At 59.1% G+C, this 22,484-nt stretch carries 18 protein-coding genes; 10 read left to right on the forward strand and 8 right to left on the reverse strand.

The genetic code is table 11. The features are described 5' to 3' along the window. Positions 1-214: 214 nt before the first annotated feature. The 5 genes from HMPREF2820_RS01060 to trmB all read right to left on the reverse strand — a co-directional run bounded on the left by HMPREF2820_RS01060 (position 215) and on the right by trmB (position 4,902). Positions 215-1,741, reverse strand: a complete 1,527-nt coding sequence (locus HMPREF2820_RS01060) for a peptide MFS transporter (RefSeq protein ID WP_016421637.1) — start codon at positions 1,739-1,741, stop codon at positions 215-217. Between the two features lie 87 nt (positions 1,742-1,828). Next, on the reverse strand, positions 1,829-2,200 hold the full coding sequence (locus tag HMPREF2820_RS01065) for a DUF3054 domain-containing protein (RefSeq protein ID WP_049171813.1): 372 nt from the start codon (positions 2,198-2,200) through the stop codon (positions 1,829-1,831). 62 nt (positions 2,201-2,262) lie between these two features. Beyond that, the gene (locus HMPREF2820_RS01070) at positions 2,263-3,243 is read right to left on the reverse strand and encodes a lysylphosphatidylglycerol synthase transmembrane domain-containing protein (protein ID WP_242458653.1); all 981 of its coding nucleotides are present in this window, start codon (positions 3,241-3,243) and stop codon (positions 2,263-2,265) included. 122 nt (positions 3,244-3,365) lie between these two features. Next, on the reverse strand, positions 3,366-4,049 hold the full coding sequence (locus HMPREF2820_RS01075) for an NYN domain-containing protein (protein ID WP_070432088.1): 684 nt from the start codon (positions 4,047-4,049) through the stop codon (positions 3,366-3,368). Between the two features lie 4 nt (positions 4,050-4,053). Further along, positions 4,054-4,902, reverse strand: coding sequence for a tRNA (guanosine(46)-N7)-methyltransferase TrmB (gene trmB, locus HMPREF2820_RS01080; protein WP_224784017.1), 849 nt, complete (start codon positions 4,900-4,902; stop codon positions 4,054-4,056). 325 nt (positions 4,903-5,227) lie between these two features. On the opposite strand from trmB, the gene HMPREF2820_RS01085 reads away from it, so the two are divergent. The 6 genes from HMPREF2820_RS01085 (at position 5,228) to HMPREF2820_RS01110 (ending at position 11,346) form a co-directional block, all read left to right on the forward strand. After that, complete coding sequence (locus HMPREF2820_RS01085) at positions 5,228-5,767, forward strand: hypothetical protein (protein ID WP_070602330.1); 540 nt, start codon at positions 5,228-5,230, stop codon at positions 5,765-5,767. Then, positions 5,749-6,777, forward strand: coding sequence for a hypothetical protein (locus HMPREF2820_RS01090; RefSeq protein WP_070602333.1), 1,029 nt, complete (start codon positions 5,749-5,751; stop codon positions 6,775-6,777). The genes HMPREF2820_RS01085 and HMPREF2820_RS01090 overlap by 19 nt, the downstream gene beginning before the upstream one ends. Before the next feature lie 34 nt (positions 6,778-6,811). After that, positions 6,812-7,237 (forward strand): DUF6802 family protein, encoded by a 426-nt coding sequence (locus HMPREF2820_RS01095; protein WP_070602335.1) that lies wholly within the window; start codon positions 6,812-6,814, stop codon positions 7,235-7,237. 299 nt (positions 7,238-7,536) lie between these two features. Continuing rightward, positions 7,537-9,372: a phosphoenolpyruvate carboxykinase (GTP) gene (locus HMPREF2820_RS01100; RefSeq protein ID WP_049171801.1), complete on the forward strand. Its 1,836-nt coding sequence runs from the start codon at positions 7,537-7,539 to the stop codon at positions 9,370-9,372. Between the two features lie 112 nt (positions 9,373-9,484). Next, positions 9,485-9,958 (forward strand): Rrf2 family transcriptional regulator, encoded by a 474-nt coding sequence (locus HMPREF2820_RS01105; RefSeq protein ID WP_070602337.1) that lies wholly within the window; start codon positions 9,485-9,487, stop codon positions 9,956-9,958. 191 nt (positions 9,959-10,149) lie between these two features. Next, positions 10,150-11,346 (forward strand): globin domain-containing protein, encoded by a 1,197-nt coding sequence (locus HMPREF2820_RS01110; protein WP_070602339.1) that lies wholly within the window; start codon positions 10,150-10,152, stop codon positions 11,344-11,346. Positions 11,347-11,740: 394 nt separating this feature from the next. On the opposite strand, the gene HMPREF2820_RS01115 is transcribed toward HMPREF2820_RS01110, so the two are convergent. Together HMPREF2820_RS01115 and betA are read right to left on the reverse strand one after the other, a co-directional pair. Continuing rightward, positions 11,741-12,844: an NAD(P)H-dependent flavin oxidoreductase gene (locus HMPREF2820_RS01115; protein WP_070602341.1), complete on the reverse strand. Its 1,104-nt coding sequence runs from the start codon at positions 12,842-12,844 to the stop codon at positions 11,741-11,743. A gap of 111 nt (positions 12,845-12,955) precedes the next feature. Continuing rightward, positions 12,956-14,695 carry a choline dehydrogenase gene (gene betA, locus HMPREF2820_RS01120; protein WP_049171795.1) on the reverse strand — a complete coding sequence of 580 codons (1,740 nt, stop codon included), beginning with the start codon at positions 14,693-14,695 and terminating at the stop codon, positions 12,956-12,958. Between the two features lie 348 nt (positions 14,696-15,043). Here betA and betT point away from each other — a divergent pair, with 348 nt between their 5' ends. The 3 genes from betT to HMPREF2820_RS01135 all read left to right on the forward strand — a co-directional run bounded on the left by betT (position 15,044) and on the right by HMPREF2820_RS01135 (position 19,753). Further along, positions 15,044-17,224, forward strand: a complete 2,181-nt coding sequence (betT, locus tag HMPREF2820_RS01125) for a choline BCCT transporter BetT (RefSeq protein ID WP_070602343.1) — start codon at positions 15,044-15,046, stop codon at positions 17,222-17,224. Continuing rightward, positions 17,225-18,793, forward strand: coding sequence for an aldehyde dehydrogenase family protein (locus HMPREF2820_RS01130; RefSeq protein WP_070602346.1), 1,569 nt, complete (start codon positions 17,225-17,227; stop codon positions 18,791-18,793). It abuts the gene before it with no gap. Positions 18,794-18,934: 141 nt separating this feature from the next. Continuing rightward, entirely contained in the window at positions 18,935-19,753 is an 819-nt protein-coding gene (locus HMPREF2820_RS01135; protein ID WP_083308390.1) for a CDP-alcohol phosphatidyltransferase family protein, read from the forward strand. Here HMPREF2820_RS01135 and HMPREF2820_RS01140 read toward each other — a convergent pair. After that, the gene (locus HMPREF2820_RS01140; RefSeq protein ID WP_070602348.1) at positions 19,750-20,769 is read right to left on the reverse strand and encodes a hypothetical protein; all 1,020 of its coding nucleotides are present in this window, start codon (positions 20,767-20,769) and stop codon (positions 19,750-19,752) included. The genes HMPREF2820_RS01135 and HMPREF2820_RS01140 overlap by 4 nt on opposite strands. Before the next feature lie 204 nt (positions 20,770-20,973). Here HMPREF2820_RS01140 and HMPREF2820_RS01145 point away from each other — a divergent pair, with 204 nt between their 5' ends. Then, positions 20,974-22,458, forward strand: a complete 1,485-nt coding sequence (locus HMPREF2820_RS01145) for a YeeE/YedE thiosulfate transporter family protein (protein WP_070602350.1) — start codon at positions 20,974-20,976, stop codon at positions 22,456-22,458. Positions 22,459-22,484: the final 26 nt, after the last annotated feature.

The raw sequence follows: 22,484 nt of genomic DNA on the forward strand, positions 1-22,484 counted from the left end.
AGGCGGGGAAAACTTGTGGATGGCGGTTGTGCTGGTGGCAAGTTTGTGGCGAAGCATGTTCAGGGCCACCCAAAAACACTTCACGACACCTATGTCACCTCGTGCCATCTGTGGAGGCGGCATGAGGTGACATAGGTGTCGTGAAGTGGGGAGGAGGGGAGGGGGCGTGGGCGTGGGCTGTGCCAGAGCGGGGGCCAGCCTTACGGAGCCAGCCCTATCGGACGTCGACGAACTCCTTGACAATCCACTTGCGCAGGGCGAGCAGAATCAAGCCCAGGACAACCGAGGCGATACCCAGGGTGATGAAGAAGGTGTTCTCAGCAGCGGCATCCTCATAGTTGTAGAAGCCGGCCAGGGTGCCTGCCAGCGAAGTACCCATAGCGACTGCCATCAGCCAGACGGCCATCATGCGCGACGGGAATGCCGCCGGAGCGACCTTGGTAGCAAGGGCGTTGCCGACCGGGCTCAGCATGAGCTCACCCATGGTGAATAGGAAGAGAATCCAGATAATCGCATACAGCGGAGTGGAGTTCTCACCGCCACCGGAGAATGGGATGAAGAAGAACAGCGAGATGCCGATGATGATGTTGGCGACACCGAACTTCACTGGGGTGGACCACTGGCGGTCACCAAGCTTGGACCAGGCGGCTGCAAAGACCATCGAGAAGGCGATGATGAAGATCGGGTTGATCGAGTTAATCCAGGCTGGGGACATTTCCCAACCGAAGATCTCGCGGTCGAGGCGGATGTCCGAGTAGATGGCCAGCACCGTGAACTGCTGCTGGAAGATACCGAAGAACAGCACGCCTGAGACGAACATCGGGATGAAACCGACCAGGCGAGTCTTCTCCGATTTCGTCGTAAGTGGCGAGGAGTACATCTGCCACCACAGCACCACAGCGGCGATCAGTGCAATCACCGTGACCACAGTGGAAAGAGTCGTGACCGGAACAATTCCGGTGGAAACCAGCGTAACCGAGACAACAGTGATGACCACTGCGATGCCAATCCATACCGGGTACTGCTTCTTCGGCAGCGGGTTCGGAATCTCATGGCCAGCCTCGGCGATGGTGGACTTGCGCATCAGGATGTACTGAATCAGACCGGCAGCCATACCGATAGCGGCCAGGCCGAAGCCCCAGTGGAAGCCCTTCATTCCCCAAATCCAGCCGGTGAGCAGTGGGCCGAACAGGGCACCGATATTGACGCCCATGTAGAAGATGGAGAAGCCGGCGTCACGACGCGGGTCGTCCTTGGCGTAGAGCTGACCCAGCACGACCTGTGCGTTGGTCTTCACACCGCCGGAGCCGATTGCGATGGAGACAAGGCCAATAGCCAGGCCAATCACGCCAGGGATGAATGCCAAGGAGATGTGGCCAAACATGACCAGGATGGCGGAGTAGAACAGTGTCCGCTCCGAGCCAAGGATACGGTCGGCAACCAGAGAGGCAACGAGTGCGGCCATGTAGACAAGACCGCCGTAAGCACCGACGATGGAGGTAGCAGCACCCTTGTCCAGGCCGAGACCGCCCTGAGTGGTCTCGTAGTACATGTAGAAAGCCAGGATGGCCTGCATGCCGTAGAAGCTGAAGCGCTCCCACATTTCGATGCCGAAGAGGTTGGCGAGACCCCACGGTTGGCCCATGAAGGTACGGTCTTCGCTGGACCCTGCGGGGTTATGAGTTCGTTGGGTCTCAGCAGTTGGTTGATTGCCGAGAGCCTCGTCAGAAGATTTGTCCATTCTTCAATTATCGAGGCGGAGTGCAAAAATTAAAAACCAGATTTAGTCAGTGAACTAAACCGAAGGGCTAGGGATGGGGCCGAAGGCTTAGTCCAGAGACTTACGAGCAACCGCATTCGACGCTGCTCGCCAACCCAGCAGCAGCAAGGCGCTCATGACTGAGGCAACCAGAATGAAGGACCAGTGCGGGACTGCCGAATTGCGGGTGGCCCACACAGCTAGGCCGACGACGACAGTGCCGAGCCACACAATTGCGCCTGAACTCACTGCACGCGGGTTCGGCTCGTTCTTAATCAGCGCGGTGCCCAGGAGGACACCGAATGCGAACGGCCACCAGGTATCGAGGATATTGATGAAGGTAAAAGAATCCTCGGGAGTGTTGTGAGCCAGGCGCGCTAACACGGCGAAAATAAAGATGGCGAGGATGTCAATCAAGAACGTCGATACGCGTGTGTTCATGCTTCTTAGTCTAGCGACCCCTCAGATTGGTGGGGGACCAGCGACCAGCGGCGAGGAAGCCATTAGCGGTCAGCGACTGGCTGATGCTCGGGCTGATCCTTGTGGTCGAAGCCGAGGGCGTAGATAATCCAGCCCACAATTGCCACCAGGACGAAGGAAACGATGCGATAGACCAGCACCGCTGCAAAGGCCTCGGCGCCGGTGGTGCCGCCTGCGATGAGAGCCGCGGTCAAAGCGGCCTCGACAGTGCCGATGCCGCCCGGTGTGGCCTGGATGAAACCTGCGAGCTTGCCGGTTACGAAAGCCAGCAGCACCTTCGTAGCGGAGATGTCATCGACACCAACGGCACGGATGGCGGCGTAGAGACAGACAATTTCCGCGACCCAGTTGATAAAGGACCAGGTGAAGGAAAGAGCCAAAGTTTGCACGGGCAACTTCACGCTGGTCAGCTGTTTGACGGACTCTTCAAGTCGGTCGACATCGGTGTCCGCGGGCTTCTTTCGAATCTTGTTAAAGACACGCAGACACCACGCGCCTGTCTTGTTGAGAAAAGCCGGGTTCTGCGAAATCCGCCACAGCAAAATGGTGGCCAGTAACACCGCAATTGCCATAGCGATGAGCACTGCGGTCGTGCCACCCTGTCCGACGAAGAAGAGGCTGCCAAGCCCCAGAAATGCCAGACCTAAAAACGACAACGCGCCCGAAAAAAGCACGAACCAGCTGACAAGGACCGCGGATGCGCCCCACTGCATCATGCGCTTAATCTGCAGCGCCGTGGAAAAAGCAGCACCACCGGGAACGGTGACCGCCCACGCGTTGGATGCGAGGGTTAGCGCATTGGTGCTACGGCGAGTGGCTGCTTTTACGCCTCCAGCTCGCAACAGCAGACGCATCACTTCCGCCATCGCGTAGAGCGAAAAAGCCACGGAAAAAATGGCGATGAACAGCCACTTAGCGTCGACATCCGCAAGGATTTGGAGCCCCTGGACGACGCTGTCCCAGTTTCTTACCGTCAGGACGATACCGGCAATCACGAGGGCCACGAGGATTATCGATCGTAGCCAGCTCGAATTGCCGGTTTTGAGGACTTTTTTAAGTCGTGACATAAATAAGAAGCCTGTTCGTCTTCCTGTTCGTCTTCCTGTTCGTCGCGGCGGTGGTCTCCCTAGTCGTCGTTCTTACCGTCGCGCTCCTTGAGCAACGACGTGAGCGGACGGAACGGCTGCAGCCACGCACCGCCATCTGGCAGGCGGTCGAGGTCGATACGCGGTAGCGGCTCGCGGAAAACGCCCTTGATTTCCTCCAGGTCAACGAAGCGAATCGCATCGGAGGCCAGCGCCCAGGATGCGTGCTCGTGAAAACCGATGACGGTTACCGGAATCCCTTCGGATGCGAGCTTTTCCAGCAGTTCCTGGAAATTCTGGCCATCGGCGGACGCAACGACGACGCTGCGCAACACGCCCTCGTCGTAACGCCGTTGGATGTGCGCAATCATGTCGGGGTCAACGTCGGTGTCCTCTTCAATCTTCGGCTTTGCGAAGACCGCGAAACCAACATTGCGCAGAGCCTCGACCCAGGGGCGGACAATCTCCGCAGAGCCCGGGTTGACGTTGGTGAAGACCGTGGCTTCGGGGAGGACATCGGAACCGATTTTGTTGGATACGCGCTCGGCTTCGTCGATAAGCCATTTGCCCACGGCGTCGAAGCGCGGACGGTGTGCGGCGGTCGGGCGGGATCCAAGGATAGCGCCGAGCCCCATGTCCAAGTTCGGGGCGTCCCACACGAGCAGTGCGGTGGGGTGCGTCTCGGTGGTGTTGTAGCTGGCAGAGGTGTTCTGGGTAGTGCTCATGTTCCTATGCCTCTTTCTTGCGCCAGATGAACTCGTGGATGTCGTGGTCGAGGTTCAGGCCGCGGGCTTCGAACTTGGTCGTCGGTCGGTCGAGAAGCATGGGGGATTCCGGCCACGGCCAGGCGATGGGCTCGAGCGTCGGCTCGACCTCGCGGAGTTCCTCAATCCACTCCGCGTAGTCCGCGTGGTCGGTGGCGGCGTGGAAAATGCCGCCGGGCTTCAGACGCGAAGAGATCAGGCGCAACGTGCCGGACTGCACAATGCGGCGCTTGTGATGGCGTGCCTTTGGCCACGGGTCCGGGAAGAACAGGCGCACGCCGGCTAGCGACTCCGGCTCGATCATGCGCTGCAAAACCTCGACGCCGTCGCCGCGGACCATGCGGATGTTCGACACCTCATTGCGCACGGTGGCAGAGAGCAGTTTCGCCAGGCCAGGGCGGTAAAGCTCAACTGCGATGATGTTGTGGTCCGGTTCTTGCGGAGCCATAGCCACGGTGGACGTGCCGGTGCCGCAGCCAATCTCGACGATGGTCGGGCCCTTGCGACCAAACCATTCCTCCACGTCGATGACTTCGTCGGAGAGGACCTTGCCGTAAGTGTCCCAGTTGTCTTCCCAGATTTTTTCCTGGTTGGGGGTCAAAGTGCCGCGGCGGAAGGACAGATTGCCGATGCGCGGGTAGTCAAGACCGTCGTCGAATTGGGTCTTTTCCGGACGACCTGCAGGCAATTCGCCCTTCTTCGGCTGGCGCTCATGCGGCTGTTCCGCCTGCTCGTCTCCGCGAGTTGGCAATGGTTCAGATTCCTGCGAAACCGCAGGCTGTTCGATATTTTCAGAAAAATCAGAAGTAGTCACGTTCCCTATTGTCCACGACATCGGCCAACTATCCAATCATTGCCCCTAGGATTTTTGTTGTTGTCCTGGCGGTTTCAACTCGGTTGACGATGCCGCGTCGTCCCGAACTGGCGGCACGACGGGGCAAGTTGTTTTGTCGACTTGCCGAATCCGCGGTCCGCTGTAGGCTGAACGCGAAGCCGCGCTTATTCGTTGGTTGAAGCGGTGCTTGGGGTCTGCCTAGTGCAGTGTTTCAGGGCGCGGATTCTGGCCCACGGGCCGTATGGGGGTTACGCAGGTTTTTAACTAAACCACGCAGGGGATTTATGGGAGGGGACTAGGCCGAATGGACCTTATTTCCGCAAGTGACGTCACGGAAACAACACAGCCGTCAACAGGATCTACATCGTCGTTGCGCGCCGCTGTGGTGGACTGGCTGTCAGCACGGCAGGTCGCGCACTCGGACACCACACACACGAGCGGTGCGGAGGTGTGCGTCGCCAAGGCGCTTGAGCGTGAGAAACGGCCATCGATAATCTGCGCGCGATTGCGCAGGGGCGTGCGCGAAACCGCTGTGCGCGAGGCGTTTTCGCAATGTCACGCGGAGCTGGCCGACAAGCTGTCCGTCCCTGTCGCGCTGGTCATCGAGCAACAACCGATTCGCCATTCGCTTGCCGACGAGTATTGCGACATCACCACAAACGAGACAGCTGAACACACCTTTTTGTTCAGCTCCGCGTTGCGGAAGATTGCTGAACGCCACGGGGCGAAAGGCGGATCACGCGATGATGACAGGCTACTCGCGGTGCAGTTGACTGAGATCGCGGCGGCCTTTCCCGCGGCTAGAGACAGCCTGGAGGAGCTGTTATGGCAGCACCGGACGTAGTTGAGCCACTCCCGGTCTCGGCCGAGGGGCCGGAGCAGCCACCGCTTCTTGTCACCAAAGCCGGGGACGCAGCGGACCGCGCGGAATTCTCGCAGATTGTTGATACTGCGACTCCGCCACGTCGCCTGGAGTTCGTGGATAAACGCAGCGCCGTCGTGCTCTATGTTGCAGACAGCGAGGTGCAGCCCACGCGGGAGTGCGTCAGCACGATTGCAGCAATTAGCCAAGCCACCGGCCGTGTTGCAGTTGGCCTGATTGGCAATGGTGAGTATGCCGAGGCCTGGCGTCAGGAAATCGACAGCACAATCCCGATGGGAGCGCTGGACGAGAGGATGGCCAGAACCCTGGTTCTGCTGGCAGAAGGCCCGCCCAGAAACCCGGGGGAAACACTGAGTGCGCGCCGGGCTCGAAATGTGCGAGCTCAGCTGGCACAGGAGCGATCGCGCGGAGCCGGGGCGGCGGCGCGATTGCAGCGGAAGATGCAGTTGGCAGCTGAGAGTGCAGTGCAGGATGCACTCCAGGAAGTGGCTGACGGCCCCGCAGGTGATCAGGCGGAACTTCAGGGTCGTGCCGAGGTCGCAGCGACGTGGCTGCAACAGCGGTGTGGCGACGAATTGGGTCTTCGTGTGGAAGTCTCAGTGCCCGCTCCAGCAAGCCCGGCTCGCCCCAGTTATGCCATGGACGCTCTGGTGGCGGTGGCATCGCTTGGCGTGGCGGTCGGTGCAGTGCGGATCGTCCACGGATTGCTGATGTGGATTGGGGTGCCGACGCCTGCGGCGCAGCTGGTCGCACTTGCAATAGGCCTCGGTGTTGCGGTGGTGGCGGTGGGCGCAACGATTCGTCGTAACGCACGCCAACGCACCGCGCAGTGGCGGGCAAATTACCTCGCCCATCTGCGGCGAAAATGGACACAGTCCGTGGAGATGACGGTGCGCGAAGCCCTTGGTGCGCGGGGTCCGGGATGGCGGATAGAGCAGCTGGCGGAGTACACCGGAACGCCTGCCCGATAGCCGTGACAGCGAAGAGAAATAGGGGGATATCACGATGGATGAGTTTTCATTACTGCAGTACTTTTCCGACCAACCCGCGTCCGAGGTCGGGGTGGAGGTGCGTTCGCCCGCTACGCCGTGTGGTTTGGAGGCGGCGACGCCGATTGATGGGCAGTCTGCGGACGTTGGTGGCGCCGGGCTGGTTGTGGAGGTCGATGGGCAGCTCTACGACCTCGGCGACGACGAGGGGTCAATTACGCTTGCCGACGATTCCGGGTTGTCAATCTATTCGGATCTGGACGGTGACGGCACGGTGGATCACGTTACGACGGTCCGTTTTGACGGCACTTGGGAGTCTTGGAGCAGTGATGATGTGAGGGCTGCTGACGCGATGGGCGGAGCGGCAGCGGAAACGGTATCAGCAGCGGGGAAGTGGGATGCGTACTCATGGGAGCAGTCTGCGCGGGGCAGCTGGGACTGACGACTTTGGGAACCGCTGCGCGCGGGGGTACCCGTGTCTCGGTTGCTTACAAATGGGGGTAACTGCAGCCAAAGGGTTAATGGTTGTAAATTTATGTGGTGAGGCTGGCCTTATTCGCTGGTTATGGCCATAAATGAACAGGTCGCAAGAATGGGGCGAGGAAAATTATTTGTTGTAAAGCCGTGATGTAACGGCTTGCAAATGAGGGAACGAGCCGATTGTCGATGTGGGGCCCGGCAACTTTCGGTATCCCCCGGTAGCCTTAAATTAAGACGCGAATCAATGAGTCAGGAGAACTGATGTCCGCACCTTCTATTCCTGGTCTCGAGGGCCAGGCCCCGACCGAGAACGCCGAACTGCTGCGCTGGATTGCTGAGGTCGTAGAACTGACCCAGCCAGACAAGGTTGTCTTTGCTGATGGCTCGGAAGAAGAGTGGAACCGCCTTACCCAGGACCTGGTTGATAAGGGAACTCTTATCAAGCTGAATGAGGAAAAGCGCCCGAACTCTTTCCTTGCCCGCTCTAACCCGAAGGACGTTGCTCGTGTGGAGTCCCGCACGTTCATCGCTTCTGAAAAGGAAGAGGACGCTGGCCCGACCAACAACTGGGCGGATCCGGTCGAGCTGAAGAAGGAAATGACCGAGCACTACCGCGGTTCCATGAAGGGTCGCACCATGTTCGTCGTTCCGTTCTGCATGGGTCCGATTACCGACCCGGAGCCGAAGCTGGGTGTTCAGCTGACCGACTCGGAGTACGTGGTTCTCTCCATGCGAATCATGACCCGCATGGGTCAGGATGCCCTGGACAAGATTGGTCCGGACGGAGACTTCGTCCACGCTCTGCACTCCGTTGGCGCTCCGCTGGAGGAGGGCCAGGAGGACGTTGCATGGCCGTGCAACGATGAGAAGTACATCACCCAGTTCCCGGAGACCAAGGAGATTTGGTCCTACGGTTCCGGCTACGGCGGAAACGCCATCCTGGCCAAGAAGTGCTACGCACTGCGTATCGCTTCGGTCATGGCTAAGGAAGAGGGCTGGATGGCCGAGCACATGCTCATCCTGAAGCTCACCAACCCAGAGGGCAAGGCCTACCACATCGCCGCTGCATTCCCGTCTGCATGTGGTAAGACCAACCTGGCTATGCTGACTCCGACCATCGAGGGCTGGAAGGCCGAGGTCGTCGGTGACGACATCGCATGGCTGAAGTTCGGTGAGGACGGCCGCCTGTACGCTGTCAACCCGGAGAACGGCTTCTTCGGTGTTGCACCGGGTACCAACTACTCCTCCAACCCGAACGCCATGAAGACCATGGAGGCCGGTAACACCCTGTTCACCAACGTCGCACTGACCGACGATGGCGACGTCTGGTGGGAAGGCATGGAAGGCAAGCCGGAGCACCTCATTGACTGGAAGGGCAATGACTGGACTCCGGATTCCGACGAGCTGTCCTCGCACCCGAACTCCCGTTACTGCACCCCGATTTCGCAGTGCCCGGTCGCTGCACCGGAGTATGACGACCCGCAGGGTGTCCCGATTGACGCCATCCTGTTCGGTGGCCGTCGCCCGGACACTGTGCCGCTGGTGACCCAGGCTCTGTCCTGGAACCACGCAACCTTCATCGGTGCAACCCTGGCTTCCGGTCAGACCGCTGCTTCCGCTGAGGCTAAGGTTGGCTCCCTGCGTCACGACCCGATGGCAATGCTGCCGTTCATTGGCTACAACGTCGGTGACTACCTGCAGCACTGGATTGACATGGGTGTCAAGGGCGGCGACAAGATGCCAGAGGTCTTCCTGGTCAACTGGTTCCGCCGCGGCGAAGACGGTCGCTTCCTGTGGCCGGGCTTCGGCGACAACTCCCGTGTTCTCAAGTGGATCATCGACCGCATTGAGGGCCGTGTTGGCGCCAAGGAGACCGTTGTTGGTCACACCGCTAAGGCAGAGGACCTGGATCTGACTGGCCTGGACATCGACTTCGCCGATGTCAAGGAAGCCCTGAAGGCACCGGCTGCTAAGTGGCAGGGTGACCTCCCGGACAACGAGGAGTGGCTGAAGTTCCTCGGCGACCGCGTTCCGCAGGAGGTTTGGGACGAGTTCGAGGCTCTGAAGGCCCGTATCGAGAAGAGCCTGCAGGACTAAGATCTTGCTAGCTAGCCTTGCTAAAAGCTAGAACCTAGAACCACCCCCTTGTTGCCCGAAGTGGCTGGCAAGGGGGTGGTTTGTGCAGTACAACGATGAAGGATGACACGCAATGCAACTAACGCTTTTCTCTGATTTGAGCCTGCGTGTCATCACTTTGATGGCGATGGGGGAGCTGGGGCGCAAATACACCGCTGCCGAGGTAGCGGAGTCTCTCAATGCGTCTCGCGCGCATGTTTCCAAGGTTGTCTCGCGGCTTGTGGAGCTCGGCTTCTTGGAAGCGGTCAAGGGGCGCAATGGTGGCATCTATCTGCGAGATTCGGCTACGGAAAAATCCGTCGGCAAGCTGCTGCGCACTCTGGAAAACAACGAGGTCGTCGATTGCGTCGGCACTGACTGCCCATTGCTGCCGACGTGCCTGTTGCGTGGCAAGTTAGCGGCCGCGCAGGAGGCGTTCTTCGCCGCGCTGGATCCGGTGTTGATTGCGGATCTCATTCCCGCCAAGCCGGTTGATGGTGTGGATGCCAATCGCCCCGAGGGAGGCGGTCCGCAGGGGAGTACCCAGCTCAATATTCGTCCGGCTTAGGTGCAGAGCTGAAGGCCTGACCGCGGGTTGAAAAAGCTAAAAATGGTGCTGTCGAAGTTTTCTGGTGAAGTTTTCGACATTGCCATTTTTGCAGTTCAAGACGGGTAAAACTCAACCGCATAGAGTAGTTAGGGACACCATTGGGTGATAATACGCAAACGGAATGCGCAATATGGTGTTATTGTGAAGTCATGCCAAACCTGAATGTTAACAAGAACGGCCTGACTCCAGAGCAGGCTGAAGTCATCACCCAAACCCTGCCCGTTGTCGGTGCCAACATCGAGAAAATCACGCCGAACTTCTATAACCGGATGTTCGCTGCTCACCCGGAGCTCATTGCCGATACCTTCAACCGCGGCAACCAGAAGCAGGGTGCTCAGCAGAAGGCGCTGGCGGCATCCGTCGCTACCTTCGCAGCTACCCTGGTCGACCCAGATGCTCCCGCCCCGGAAGAACTGCTTTCCCGCATCGGCCACAAGCACATCTCCGTTGGTATCAAGCCGGAGCAGTACCCAATCGTACACAAGCACCTCTTCGATGCCATCGAGGAAATCCTCACCCCAGAGGTCTTTCAGGGAGCTGTCCGCGATGCGTGGGATGCCGTCTACCTGGAGATGGAGCGTGTTCTCATCAACTTCGAGAAGGGGCTCTATGACGACCTCGGTGTCGAAGCAGGCGATGTCTTCCGCGCCGCTCACGTCGTCTCTCGTGAAGACCGCGGTGATGATGTCGCAGTGTTCTCCGTCAAGCTTGACGACGAAACCCCCGTTTCCTACCTCCCAGGACAGTACATCTCCGTGCGTCAGACCATGCCGGACGGCGCCGGCCAGCTACGTCAGTACTCCCTGGTCGGCGGCAAGGAAGGTGTTCTGACCTTCGCGGTTCGTCGTGTCGATGCCTCTGAGGACCTGCCGGCTGGCGAAGTTTCCACACAGCTGTGGGAAAAGGTGCAGCCGGGCGATGCCATCGAGATCTCTCTGCCTGCAGGCGACCTGGTGTTGGACACCAAGTCCGATGACCCGGTGGTACTCATTTCCGCAGGTATTGGCGCAACTCCGATGATCGGCATGCTGGATGCCCTGGTGGCTGGCGACTCTAAGCGAGATGTTGTCGTCCTCCACGCGGACCGTGCAGAAACCGCAGATGCCCTGCGCGCAGAGCGTGACAATGCTGTCGCCGCTCTGACCAATGCTCGCCAGCAGGTGTGGTACGAGCCGGATTTGATGAATCTGGCGGATGCGGAGCTGCCGGAGGGCGCTCAGTTCTACCTCTGTGGTGGCAACGGCTTCCTGCAGGCCATTCGCCAGCAGCTCGCCGATCGCGGTGTTGCTCGCGATAACGTTCACTTCGAGCTGTTCAGCCCGAACGATTGGCTGCTAGACGCTTAACGCCACAACCGCGCCGTCGCCATAAAAGTCGTCGTCACAAATAAAGCCAAATGACCAGCCGCGATATATGTCCGGGGCTGGTCATTTTTCGTGTGTGCATGGTCAGTCGGAGGGGACTAGCCATTTTTGAGAGTGCGTTATTTCTCGTTTTCGCTGTTCTTGTAAGTCTTATAAAGCAGCACAATTGCAGTGATTAACAATGCAGGAATAATCAAAAGCACTGCAATAATGACGATCGAGAGTAAAATTTCACCGATTCCCATTGTAAAAATCACCTACTTTTTAATTTGAACGCAAGCGTAATTTCCCCAAACTCCGCCGGGTGAGTGTGCGGATGGGCTACCTGTTGATATGGAACATTTCTACATTTGTGGATAGGGGAGTCTGATAGCGGTTACATTGACACTGACAACTCCGCAACAACATCGCCCGCATATTGAACCTCGCACTGCGCAAACGCAATACCTGCCCACAAATTGAGATACTCGGGATCGACGGCCTTATTCGCCGCGCCGCGAAGCGGTGTGGTCAAGTAGTGCAGTTGCGGGTAAAGCTCCGGCGCGACCCTAGAAAACTCCCGGGTAAACGTGTTCTCGATGGCACGCGCTGGCTTGCCGGAAAAAGCATGAGTCAAAACGGTGTCACGCCCCACCAAATCACGCAGTGCCCGTCGGTGCGTCTCCTTCGTACCCGCCTCCGCGGTGGTGAGGAACCGTGTGCCAGCTTGCACAGCCACCGCGCCGGCTTCCACAAGCTTGACGACGTCCTCTCGGTTACCCACCCCACCAGCGGCGATGATGGGAACATTGGTAACTGCACATGCTTCGGTGACTGCTTGGGCGAGCTCTTCCACAGAGGCCCCAATGCTGTCGGACGAATCCTTCCCCTTCACAAATGCGCGGTGCCCACCCGCAGCTAGTCCCTGCAGGACAATGCGATCAGCGCCAGCCTTCGCCGCCGCCTGTACACCCTCAATTGAGGTCGCATTCAAAATCACTTTGCGGCCTGATTCCTTTACCCGAGCAATGACCTCGTTATCTGGGTAGCCAAAGGTAAAGGAGACGAACTTCAGGGCATCGGGATTGGGCAGAAAGTCATCAGCGAGAATTGCCTCGACTTTCGCCGAGAAGTAGTCATCTGACCAGGTCGGAGTGTCAGGCAAGTCGATGTCGAAGTGGGCAGCGGCCGGCGCCAGACGATTACGAAAAGCGGTCCACTGAGCAAGTTCCTCCTCTGAGGTTCCGATACCGGCGTCAGCAGTGTTGGGGCAGAAGAGGTTGATGCCGAAACCTTTGCCGTCGTCAAGCAGTGCGCACGTCTTCCGTGCTTGTTCAGTGAGCTTTTCGACAGTGAGATATCCGGCGGCAAGGGTGCCAACCCCGCCAGCATTGGAAACGGCAGCGACGAGTTCGGGCGTGGATGGGCCACCGGCCATCGGTGCCAGAATGATTGATGAGCGTCGGAGGTTTTCGAGTGTCTGCGAGGTTGTACTGCTCATAGGGGCGAGAGTAACACTAAGGCCGGATTCCCCCGCGTGGGAGAACCCGGCCAATGCCGACGAACGGCGTTGCGCGATAGACGTCGCGCTACCGCCTCAAGAACTCAAGGACTACTTGGTGCTCTCCGGCGGATCCAGCGGCATACCCTGGCCAGCACGGTAGAACGGAATGTCCTGCGGTGCCAGCGGGGTCTTGCCGGCGATGAGGTCAGCGGCCTTTTCGGCAATCATCATGGTCGGTGCGTAGATATTGCCGTTGGTGATGCCCGGCATGACCGAAGCGTCAACCACGTAGAGGCCCTCGGTGCCGTGGACCTGCATGGTCTCCGGATCGACCACGGCCATCTCGTCGGAGGCCGGCCCCATCTTGCAGGTGCAGGATGGGTGCAGTGCGGTCTCGGCATCCTTGCGGACCCACTCGAGAATTTCCTCGTCGGTCTGCACATCTGCACCCGGGGAAATCTCGCCGTCGGTGTACTCCTTCATGGCCGGAGTGTCCAGCAACTTACGGGAGACCTTCACAGCCTCGACCCATTCACGGCGGTCCTGATCAGTGGACAGGTAGTTGAACAGGATCGACGGCTTGACCTTGATGTCCGAGGAGGTGATGTGGACATGGCCACGGGCATCCGAGTACATCGGACCAACGTGGAACTGGAAACCGTGCGGGCTATCGATCTTCGTGCCGTCGTAACGCATGGCCAGCGGCAGGAAGTGGAACATCAGGTTCGGGTAGGGCTCGTTGTCGTTGGAGCGCGCGAAACCGCCACCCTCGAAGTGCGACGTTGCCACCGGGCCCTTGTGGGTGAGCATCCACCACAGACCGATGAACGGCCAACGCCACTTCTCCAGGTACGGCTGTGAAGACACCGGCTGGGTGGCGTTGTACTGAATGTAGACCTCCAGGTGGTCCTGCAGGTTCTCGCCGACACCAGGCAGGTGCTTGACGACGTTCACTCCGGCGGCATTCAGAATCTTCTCATCGCCAACGCCGGAGACCTCGAGCAGCTGCGGAGAGTTGAAAGCGCCACCGCAGAGGATGACCTTGTCTGCTCGCACCTGGTGTGTACGACCCTTCCAGGTGTACTCGATGCCGACGGCCTTGGTGCCCTCGAAGAGGATGCGGGTGGCTTCTGCGCGGGTGCGGAGCTCCAGATTTGGACGCTGCAGGGCTGGGTGCAGGTATGCGCGGGCAGCGGAGAGGCGACGGCCCTTGTCGATGTTCGCGTCGAAGGGACCGAAGCCCTCCTGGCGGTAGCCGTTGACGTCCGGGGTGTAGTTGTAGCCGGCCTGCTGGACAGACTTGAAGAAGGCCTTGAACAGCGGAGAATCGGCCGGACCGCGCTTCATGCGCAGTGGGCCGTCGTGGCCACGGCGCGGGTCGTCCTTGTCGGAGCCGAGCGCATTTTCCATGCGCTTGAAGTACGGCAGAACGTGGTTCCAGCCCCAGTTCTCCAGCCCCTTGGTGTCGCCCCACTTGTCGTAGTCCATGGGGTTACCGCGCTGGTAAATTTGGCCGTTGATGGAGGAGGAGCCGCCGACGACCTTGCCGCGGGCGTGGTAGATGCGGCGACCGTTCATCTCCGGTTCCGGCTCGGATTCGTACTTCCAGTCGTAGTACTTGTTACCGATTGGGAAGGAGAACGCCGAAGGCATGTGAATGTAGAGATCCCAGAGGGAGTCCATGCGGCCGGCCTCGAGTACGAGCACCTGCTGAGTGTGGTCTGCGGACAGCCGGTTAGCCAGCACAGAGCCGGCAGAGCCCGCGCCAACGATGACGACGTCGCGGTGTTCGACTGTGGTGTTGCCATTCTTTTTACCGAAGTTGAAGACAGCCGGGAAAGCTCCCATGTTCTGGTGTACCTCCGTAGGTTGTTTGCCGATGTATATCGGAATGGTTTTCAAGGACTGTGATAAGCCCCGATAAGCCCCAAGTAATATTTAAAGGCGGGCCCTATATATTGATATTGGAATAAGTGGCCGGAGGCGTATCTCAAATCCCCTTCACCTATATAGAATGCCACACAATTGGTATTCAATTCCAGTTGGAATGATTTTAAACGTCTTGAAAACTGGGTAAATATGCAGGTGAAGGTGTTGATGTTGGTATTGGAGAATTCTTCTGAATCGATTCTTAAGCTTGAGGGATTATTCAAACTAGGTATGCTGGGTTAGTTCCCGAATCTGAAGGATTTTCCTATGTCTGATACTCCGCCAACTGAGAAGGTAACGGAGGAAAAATCTGGATCGTCGCAAGGAATGCAGCGATCGCAGTCGGCCCCTCCACAACAAGCGCAAGCGAGTGTGACCTCCGAGCCTGAGGTCAACTGGCCTGTGTTTATTATTTCAGGTGTTGGCATTCTTACCATTGCCCTGTGGGCTATTTTTGCCCCGGACAATGCAGCGGACACCCTAGCTGGCATTGTCGCCTGGGTATCGAAGAACTTCGGCTGGTTCTATATTGTGACCGCGACGGTGGCAGTGCTCTTCATGCTCTACGTCGCTATCTCGCGAACGGGACAGATTAAGCTCGGCCCCGATCACGCCAAGCCTCAGTTTGGTCTGTTCTCCTGGGCCTCTATGCTCTTTGCGGCGGGTATCGGCATTGACCTGCTCTTCTTCTCGGTAGCGGAGCCGGTGGCACAGTTTTATGGCCCGCCGACCGGAGACGCGGAGACCATCGAAGCTGCACGTCAGGCAGTGGTGTTCACGCTCTTCCACTATGGCGTGACCGGTTGGGCACTCTACGCCCTGATGGGTATGGCATTCGGCTACTTCGCGTATCGCCTGAACATGCCGCTGACCATTCGTTCGGCGCTCTATCCGATTATCGGCAAGCGCATCCACGGCCCCGCTGGTGAAGCGGTCGAAATCGCGGCGATGCTGGGTACCGTTTTCGGTGTCGCAACCTCGCTGGGTATCGGCGTCGTCCAGCTGAATTACGGCCTGCGTGTGCTGTTCGGGGTGGATGAGAGTACGTCCTGGCAGATCGCTCTAATCGTCGTGGCCGTATCGGTGGCTATCGCCTCCGCAGTTTCCGGTGTCGACAAGGGAATTCGTCGTCTCTCGGAGCTCAACGTTGGCCTGGCCATCTGCTTGATGCTCTACATCCTGGTTACCGGCCGCACCGCGTTCCTGTTTGACGCACTGGTGATGAACGTCGGTGAGTACGTCTCGAAGTTCCCGTCCATGACTATGGATACCTACGCGTTCTCCGGAGCGCAGGAATGGTTGAACTCCTGGACCCTGTTCTTCTGGGCTTGGTGGGTGGCCTGGGCACCGTTCGTCGGTTTGTTCCTGGCTCGCATTTCCCGTGGCCGTAGTCTGCGTCAGTTTGTCGTCGGCACGCTGACCATTCCATTCCTCTTCGTTCTGATGTGGGTATCGGTGTTCGGTAACTCGGCTCTGGACCTGGTTATCGGTGGCGATTCGGAGTTTGGGCAGACTGCATTGGATTACCCGGAGCGCGCCTTCTACCTTCTGCTAGAGCAGTACCCGGCACCGATGTTGGTGGCGGCAGTCGCCTCCCTGATCGGTCTGCTGCTCTACATCACCTCGGCTGACTCGGCAGCACTGGTGATGAGTAACTTCACTTCGAAGATCACCGACACACAGCAGGACGGTAAGAAGTGGACCCGTATTTTCTGGGCTGTCGTGGTCGGTGTGCTGACCATCGCGATGCTCTACGTCGGCGGTATTCCGACACTGCAGTCCGCGACGATTGTGATGGGCCTGCCGTTCGCCTTTGTCATCTATCTGGTGATGTATGGCCTCTTTAAGTCGCTGCGACTGGAGCTGCTGCAACAGGATTCGACACGTCGAGCCCTCCATGGGGCGATGTCGGGCCGCGCCGTAGATGGCGAACAGGGCGACTGGCGTAAGCGACTTGCCCGCTCCATGTCCTTCCCGGGCAAGAAGCCAGTCATGCGCTACCTCGACCGAGTGGTACAGCCCGCGCTTGAACAGGTGGCAGAAGCTATCAGGGATCGTGGCGGCGAAGTGACGCTGCACCGTGAACCAGCAGAAGAAGTTGGCATCGACCAGATTGACCTGCAGGTCGGTTTCGGCGAGGAGATGAGCTTCCGCTACCAGGTCTATCCGGTTGAACACTTGACGCCGTCTTTCGCTGGCCTGGTACACCTGGACAGTGATGCTGATATTTACTACTACCGTCTCGAGGTCTTCACGCTTACCGGCTCGCTCGGCTACGACGTCTATGGCTACACCCAAGAGCAGCTGATTTCCGACGTCCTCGACCTCTACGAACGGCACTTGGAGTTCCTGCATATGCAGTCTGATCTCCCGGGCACCTCAGATCTGTCCGATAATGCCGAACCTGTCCGCGAATGGTCTGATGACTACGCCAAGGAGGATTCCTAAATGACCTTTAAGCCTTCCACTACTGATAAGGCTCTCGCAACCGAGACCGCCAAATCTCACGAAGGGGCCGCCACGCTGTTTATCAACGGCACCTGGTCCGCTGCAGCCGCTGGCAATACTCGCACCATCGAGTGCCCGGCCGACGGCTCTTTCATCGCCGAGGTCGCAGAAGCAGACGCAACCGACACCGAGCGCGCCATCGCCGCCGCCGACGCTGCTTTCCGACGTACCGGAGAAGGTTCCTGGGCATCCTGGAGCACAGCTGAGCGCAGCAAGTTGGTACTCGATATCGGAGCTGCCATCAGGCAGCGCAAGGACGAATTTGCCTGGGCAGAGGCTATGGATACCGGCAAGCGCCTGCCTGAGGCGGCAGCCGATATGGATGACATCATTGCCTGCTTTGAGTACTTCGGGAAGCTCGCGGGCAATGATGCCGGTCGTCTCGTGGATGCGGATGACCCGTCCGTCGTCGCGCGTATTGTGCGTGAACCTGTTGGTGTCTGTGGCCTGATTACGCCGTGGAACTACCCACTGCTGCAGACCGCATGGAAGGTTGCACCGGCGCTGGCCACGGGCAATACCTTTGTGCTCAAGCCGGCGGAGCTGACTCCGCACACAGCAATTCTGCTCATGCACGTCATCGATGATCTGGGTGTTCCGGCAGGCGTTGCCAACCTCATTACCGGAGCCGGTGCCGAAGCGGGCGCACCGCTGTCCTCGCATCCGAAGGTGGACATGGTCTCCTTCACTGGCGGTCTTGTCACTGGCAAGATTATTGCTGGTGAAGCGGCTAAGTCTGTGAAGAAGGTCGCGCTTGAGCTCGGCGGCAAGAACCCGAACATCATCTTCGCCGACGCCGATTACGAAGCCGCTTTGGACAATGCCCTCAATGCTGCGTTCCTGCACTCCGGTCAGGTGTGCTCGGCGGGCGCTCGCTTGATTGTGGAGGAGTCCATCGCCGAGAAGTTTGTCGACGATCTGGTCGAGCGCGCCGGACACATCCAGCTCGGCGGTCCGCTCGACGAGAAGGCCGAGACCGGTGCGCTGATTTCGAAGCAGCACCTGGATAAGGTCGCGGCATACGTCGATCGAGCTCGTGAGCAGGGCGCTCGTGTGCGCGTAGGCGGCGAGATCGCCACGGGCACCACCGCCGATGGTTCCGCCTCGCTTGCCGACGGCTACTTCTACCTCCCAACCGTGATTGACCAGGTCACCCGCGATATGGACTGCGTCCACGACGAAGCCTTTGGCCCGGTAGTGACGGTGGAGACCTTCACCACGGTTGACGAGGCCATCGAGATCGGCAACGACACCGAATATGGCCTGGCCGGTGCGGTGTGGACATCTAACCGCGAGGTTTCTGAGCGTGTTTCCCGCGAGCTGCGTCACGGTACCGTCTGGATCAACGACTTTGGCCCCTACCTGCCACAGGCCGAGTGGGGTGGCTTTGGTCAGTCCGGTATCGGCCGCGAGCTGGGCCCGACCGGCCTGGAGGAGTACACCGAAGCCAAGCTGGTCTACGAGAACACAGCACCGGCTGTTACCGGTTGGTTCGAGGATCGTCGTTAAATAACTCGGCACAAGCCCGAGTAAAAATACGGGAAAACGATCCATCGGCCGTTATACTCACCGATTGAAAAAATCGACTCTGCGCACAACTGCGATAAAGGTTTGCAGTTGTGCGCATTTGTTCTCTAAAGGACATCTGCCGTGAACGCTACTACCCGCTCCGACAATGCCAGTTCTAGTGCCGCCAGTGGGCCAGATACTGCCTGCGCCGATACTGCCAGCACCGCCGCGACCTTCACCCGCTTCACCCGGCGCCAGCATGTCATCGCCTGGGCTGTGCATGCCTTTACGCTGACCGGTTTGGTGTGGGCAACGCTGGCTGTGGTCGCGCTGCTGGAGGGCCGCCCACATTGGATGTGGCTCTGGTTGGGAATTGCCCTCGTCGTCGATGGTGTCGATGGCAATATGGCGCGTAAGCATCACATCAAGGAAGTCGTCCCGTGGTTTAACGGCGCAGTGGTGGACAACATCGTTGACTATCTCACCTGGACCGCCATACCCGCCGCTTTCATGGTCATGTATCTGCCTCTGGGGCCACGTCCGTTGGCGATCGCCCTGATGATTCTGGTCCTGGTGTCGTCGATGTTCTGCTATGCCAACGAAGCCGCCAAGTCTGGCGATTACTACTTCGTTGGTTTCCCTGCCGCATGGAACATCGTGGCAGTCTTGCTGTGGGTATGGAACGCGCCCATGGCGGTGTGCATCGCTGCCATTTTTATCTTCAGCGCAATGACGCTGGTGCCGCTGCACTACACGCATCCATTCCGCGTGGAACGCGGCCGGATTGCCAACATTGCCGCAACGTTCATCTGGATTGTCTCGACCGGCATGCTTATCGCAAGTGAGACGATGGCAGCGTCGTTAAGCAAGGCGTCTATCCACGGGCTTGTGGCTGTCAACGTTGCCGCCGGTGCCTGGCTGATTATTGGCGGCGTGCGGCGCTCACTTAGCGGTCGCTAGCGGCAGTTGGTGGGTGGTTGGCGCAGGATTGCGGAGATGGCGCGGTCGCGCAGCCAGCGGGCGTATTCGACGGCGCAGGCTGCGACAATTAATGCAATGACAAAGATGGTGACCCACACCGGATAATCGCGTCCGTTGGCCCAGAAATAGACATAGGGCGAGACGAAAGTCACTACGGTGATCAGGAGCCCCAGCATTCTTCGGCCGAATGAGCGGCCGGTGATCATCTCGACAATTCCCCAGGTGTAGGGGATAGCGGTAATGATGTCGATGCTCCACAGCACCCAGACATTGCCGTGGAATCCGGGGACGAAAACCACAGGTAGCGCGCGGAGCGAAGAGTAGACCATCACCACCAGATAGGCGAGGACCTTCGGGTTGTAGAGCAGGCGCCACACGGGGTTGCGCTCGATGAGTTTGGTCCCGACTTTGCGTAGTGCCTGCAGGTCCTTTTGCTGCATGACCAGCGTATTTGTTCCCTCCAGCAGGTAAGCGAGCAGTTTTTGCTGCTTGAGACTGCCGTGTGCCCAGGCCTGCACCAGCTCGCTTGGCGAGATAGCGATGGGCACCAGTGGTTCTCCGCGCTGCTTCAGCGCAGTGGGAAGCTCGAGGGGACTGTCATCGAGCTTATCGACGGCCAGTTCCGCGCCCACCACATGAACGATGTCGCCGCCGAGGATGTTTTGTACCTTGTCCACATCACTGTGGGGCAGCGAGCTAAACCAGAGTAGCTGCCGGGAGGAAATCGCCATTCGCAAGGCGGTCCCCAGAGCTTCTGCTGCGTCATCGATGGCGTAAAAGTCCTGCGTGTTGGTGTGGGCGAGTGGCCGCAAACTGTCGATTATTGCGACATTTTTGGCATTGAGCTCGCTGAGGCGGGCCACACCGGAAATATCGATGACCGCCTGAGGATCAAGGGCGAAAGCATGGGTAAAAGGAAGGTCGAGTATCGAGCGCATCGCAAGGAACCGCTGGTGTCGCTGGTGTCCAACCAGGGCTGAATTCTGTGCGCTCATAGTGTTTTAGCTTGCCACAACTTGCGCTTCTCACCAGCAACTATACGGTTCGGTCTGTCTATTGGCAGGTGTTCTACCCTATGAAAACTTCATTAAGTTGGACTTTTTTCGCTGTGTAGAGTAGCTTCTAATCCACTAATAGACAGGTCTGTTCATTATGGCTTTGATGGCGGACTGGCTCATAAATTTAGGAGAAACACTCTCATGCTCATTTCAGGACTAGCGCTGGGTGCCGTGCTCGGCTTTGTTATGCAGCGAGGACGCTTCTGCGTCACCGGCTTCTTGCGCGACATCTTCACTCAGCGCAGCTGGCGCGGCTTCGTCGCCCTGCTGATTGTTATTTCCGTTCACGCCATCGGTCTGGCCGCCCTGACCAGCGCCGGCGTGATTACTCCCGAATACAAGGAATTGGCACCGCTGGCTGTCATTATTGGTGGCGTTATCTTCGGACTGGGTATCGTCCTGGCCGGTGGCTGCGCCTCGGGTACCTGGTACCGCTCCGGTGAGGGCCTGATCGGCTCCTGGATCGCACTGGTCTTTTACGCCCTATCCGCTGCTGCCATGAAGACTGGCTTCCTCAACGGCCTGCAGGATTCCCTGAAGGACCGCACCGTCGGCCTGACCAGCATCCACGCCTCTCTGGGCATTAGTATCTGGCCACTGGTCATCGCGCTGAGCGCCGTCACGGCATACTTCGCCGTCCGCTTCCTGCGCGAAGAATTCTCCGGCCCGCGCCCGGTAACTCTGGCACCGCGTAAGTCCGGTCTCGCGCACATCCTGGCTGAGAAGCCCTGGCACGTGTACGCCACCGCCGCCATCGTCGGTGTACTGGGCGTGATTGCATGGCCACTGTCCGCAGCTACCGGCCGCAACGATGGCCTCGGCATCACCACTCCGTCCTCCAACCTCGCTAACTACGTTGTCACTGGTGACACCGAGCGTTTCGACTGGGGCGTCCTCCTCGTCCTCGGCATCCTCGTCGGTTCCTTCATCGCGGCCAAGGCCTCCGGTGAATTCCGTCTCCGCGTCCCGGACGCCACTCAGGGCGCCCGCTCGGTAGTCGGCGGCATCTTCATGGGTGTCGGCGCTGCGTGGGCCGGCGGCTGCACCGTCGGCAACGGCATGGTCCAGACTTCGCTGTTCAGCTACCAGGGTTGGCTCGCGCTGGCGTCCATCGCCGCAGGTGTCGCTATCGCCGCCAAGCTTTGGCTGAAGCCGTCCGCGCCTTCGCTTAGCGACGTCCCGAGCACCCCTTCCACCACCAACGACACGGCGGTATCGGCAACTGCTCCGGTCGCTTCGGCTGCTACTTCTCCTGTGTCCCTGCCGGGTAGCGAAGGTGCCGGTGCCGCTGGCACCGAGGCCTCCCCGCTGGCGGGTGCCTTTGCTGTCGCTCCGGTGGCGTTGCTCGACCGGAGCGTCGTCAAGCAGGATGACGGCAAGCTCAAGCCGCTGGGCGATGGGCGATACGAGCTCGACACCGTCGGCGCGGTGTGCCCATTCCCGTTGATCGAGGCCAAGGATGCAATCAACAAGATTGAGGTCGGCGAGGAGCTGGTGATTCCATTCGACTGCACCCAGGCCACGGATGCGATTCCGCGCTGGGCTGCGAAGGATGGACACGAGGTCACCAACTTCGAGCAGACCGGTGAGGCCGGCTGGACGATTTCCGTCCGCCGAGGGCGATAAGTCCTGGTGGCGTTAGAGGAGCGTCG

Source organism: Corynebacterium sp. HMSC064E08 (assembly GCF_001811805.1).
GTDB lineage: Bacteria > Actinomycetota > Actinomycetes > Mycobacteriales > Mycobacteriaceae > Corynebacterium > Corynebacterium jeikeium_D.

Coding starts and splice junctions, on each gene's coding strand:
- HMPREF2820_RS01060 (WP_016421637.1), bottom strand. CDS start 1,741: ATGGACAAATCTTCTGACGAGGCTCTCGGCAATCAACCAACTGCTGAG.
- HMPREF2820_RS01065 (WP_049171813.1), bottom strand. CDS start 2,200: ATGAACACACGCGTATCGACGTTCTTGATTGACATCCTCGCCATCTTT.
- HMPREF2820_RS01075 (WP_070432088.1), bottom strand. CDS start 4,049: ATGAGCACTACCCAGAACACCTCTGCCAGCTACAACACCACCGAGACG.
- HMPREF2820_RS01085 (WP_070602330.1), top strand. CDS start 5,228: ATGGACCTTATTTCCGCAAGTGACGTCACGGAAACAACACAGCCGTCA.
- HMPREF2820_RS01090 (WP_070602333.1), top strand. CDS start 5,749: ATGGCAGCACCGGACGTAGTTGAGCCACTCCCGGTCTCGGCCGAGGGG.
- HMPREF2820_RS01095 (WP_070602335.1), top strand. CDS start 6,812: ATGGATGAGTTTTCATTACTGCAGTACTTTTCCGACCAACCCGCGTCC.
- HMPREF2820_RS01100 (WP_049171801.1), top strand. CDS start 7,537: ATGTCCGCACCTTCTATTCCTGGTCTCGAGGGCCAGGCCCCGACCGAG.
- HMPREF2820_RS01105 (WP_070602337.1), top strand. CDS start 9,485: ATGCAACTAACGCTTTTCTCTGATTTGAGCCTGCGTGTCATCACTTTG.
- HMPREF2820_RS01110 (WP_070602339.1), top strand. CDS start 10,150: ATGCCAAACCTGAATGTTAACAAGAACGGCCTGACTCCAGAGCAGGCT.
- HMPREF2820_RS01115 (WP_070602341.1), bottom strand. CDS start 12,844: ATGAGCAGTACAACCTCGCAGACACTCGAAAACCTCCGACGCTCATCA.
- betA (WP_049171795.1), bottom strand. CDS start 14,695: ATGGGAGCTTTCCCGGCTGTCTTCAACTTCGGTAAAAAGAATGGCAAC.
- betT (WP_070602343.1), top strand. CDS start 15,044: ATGTCTGATACTCCGCCAACTGAGAAGGTAACGGAGGAAAAATCTGGA.
- HMPREF2820_RS01130 (WP_070602346.1), top strand. CDS start 17,225: ATGACCTTTAAGCCTTCCACTACTGATAAGGCTCTCGCAACCGAGACC.
- HMPREF2820_RS01140 (WP_070602348.1), bottom strand. CDS start 20,769: ATGAGCGCACAGAATTCAGCCCTGGTTGGACACCAGCGACACCAGCGG.
- HMPREF2820_RS01145 (WP_070602350.1), top strand. CDS start 20,974: ATGCTCATTTCAGGACTAGCGCTGGGTGCCGTGCTCGGCTTTGTTATG.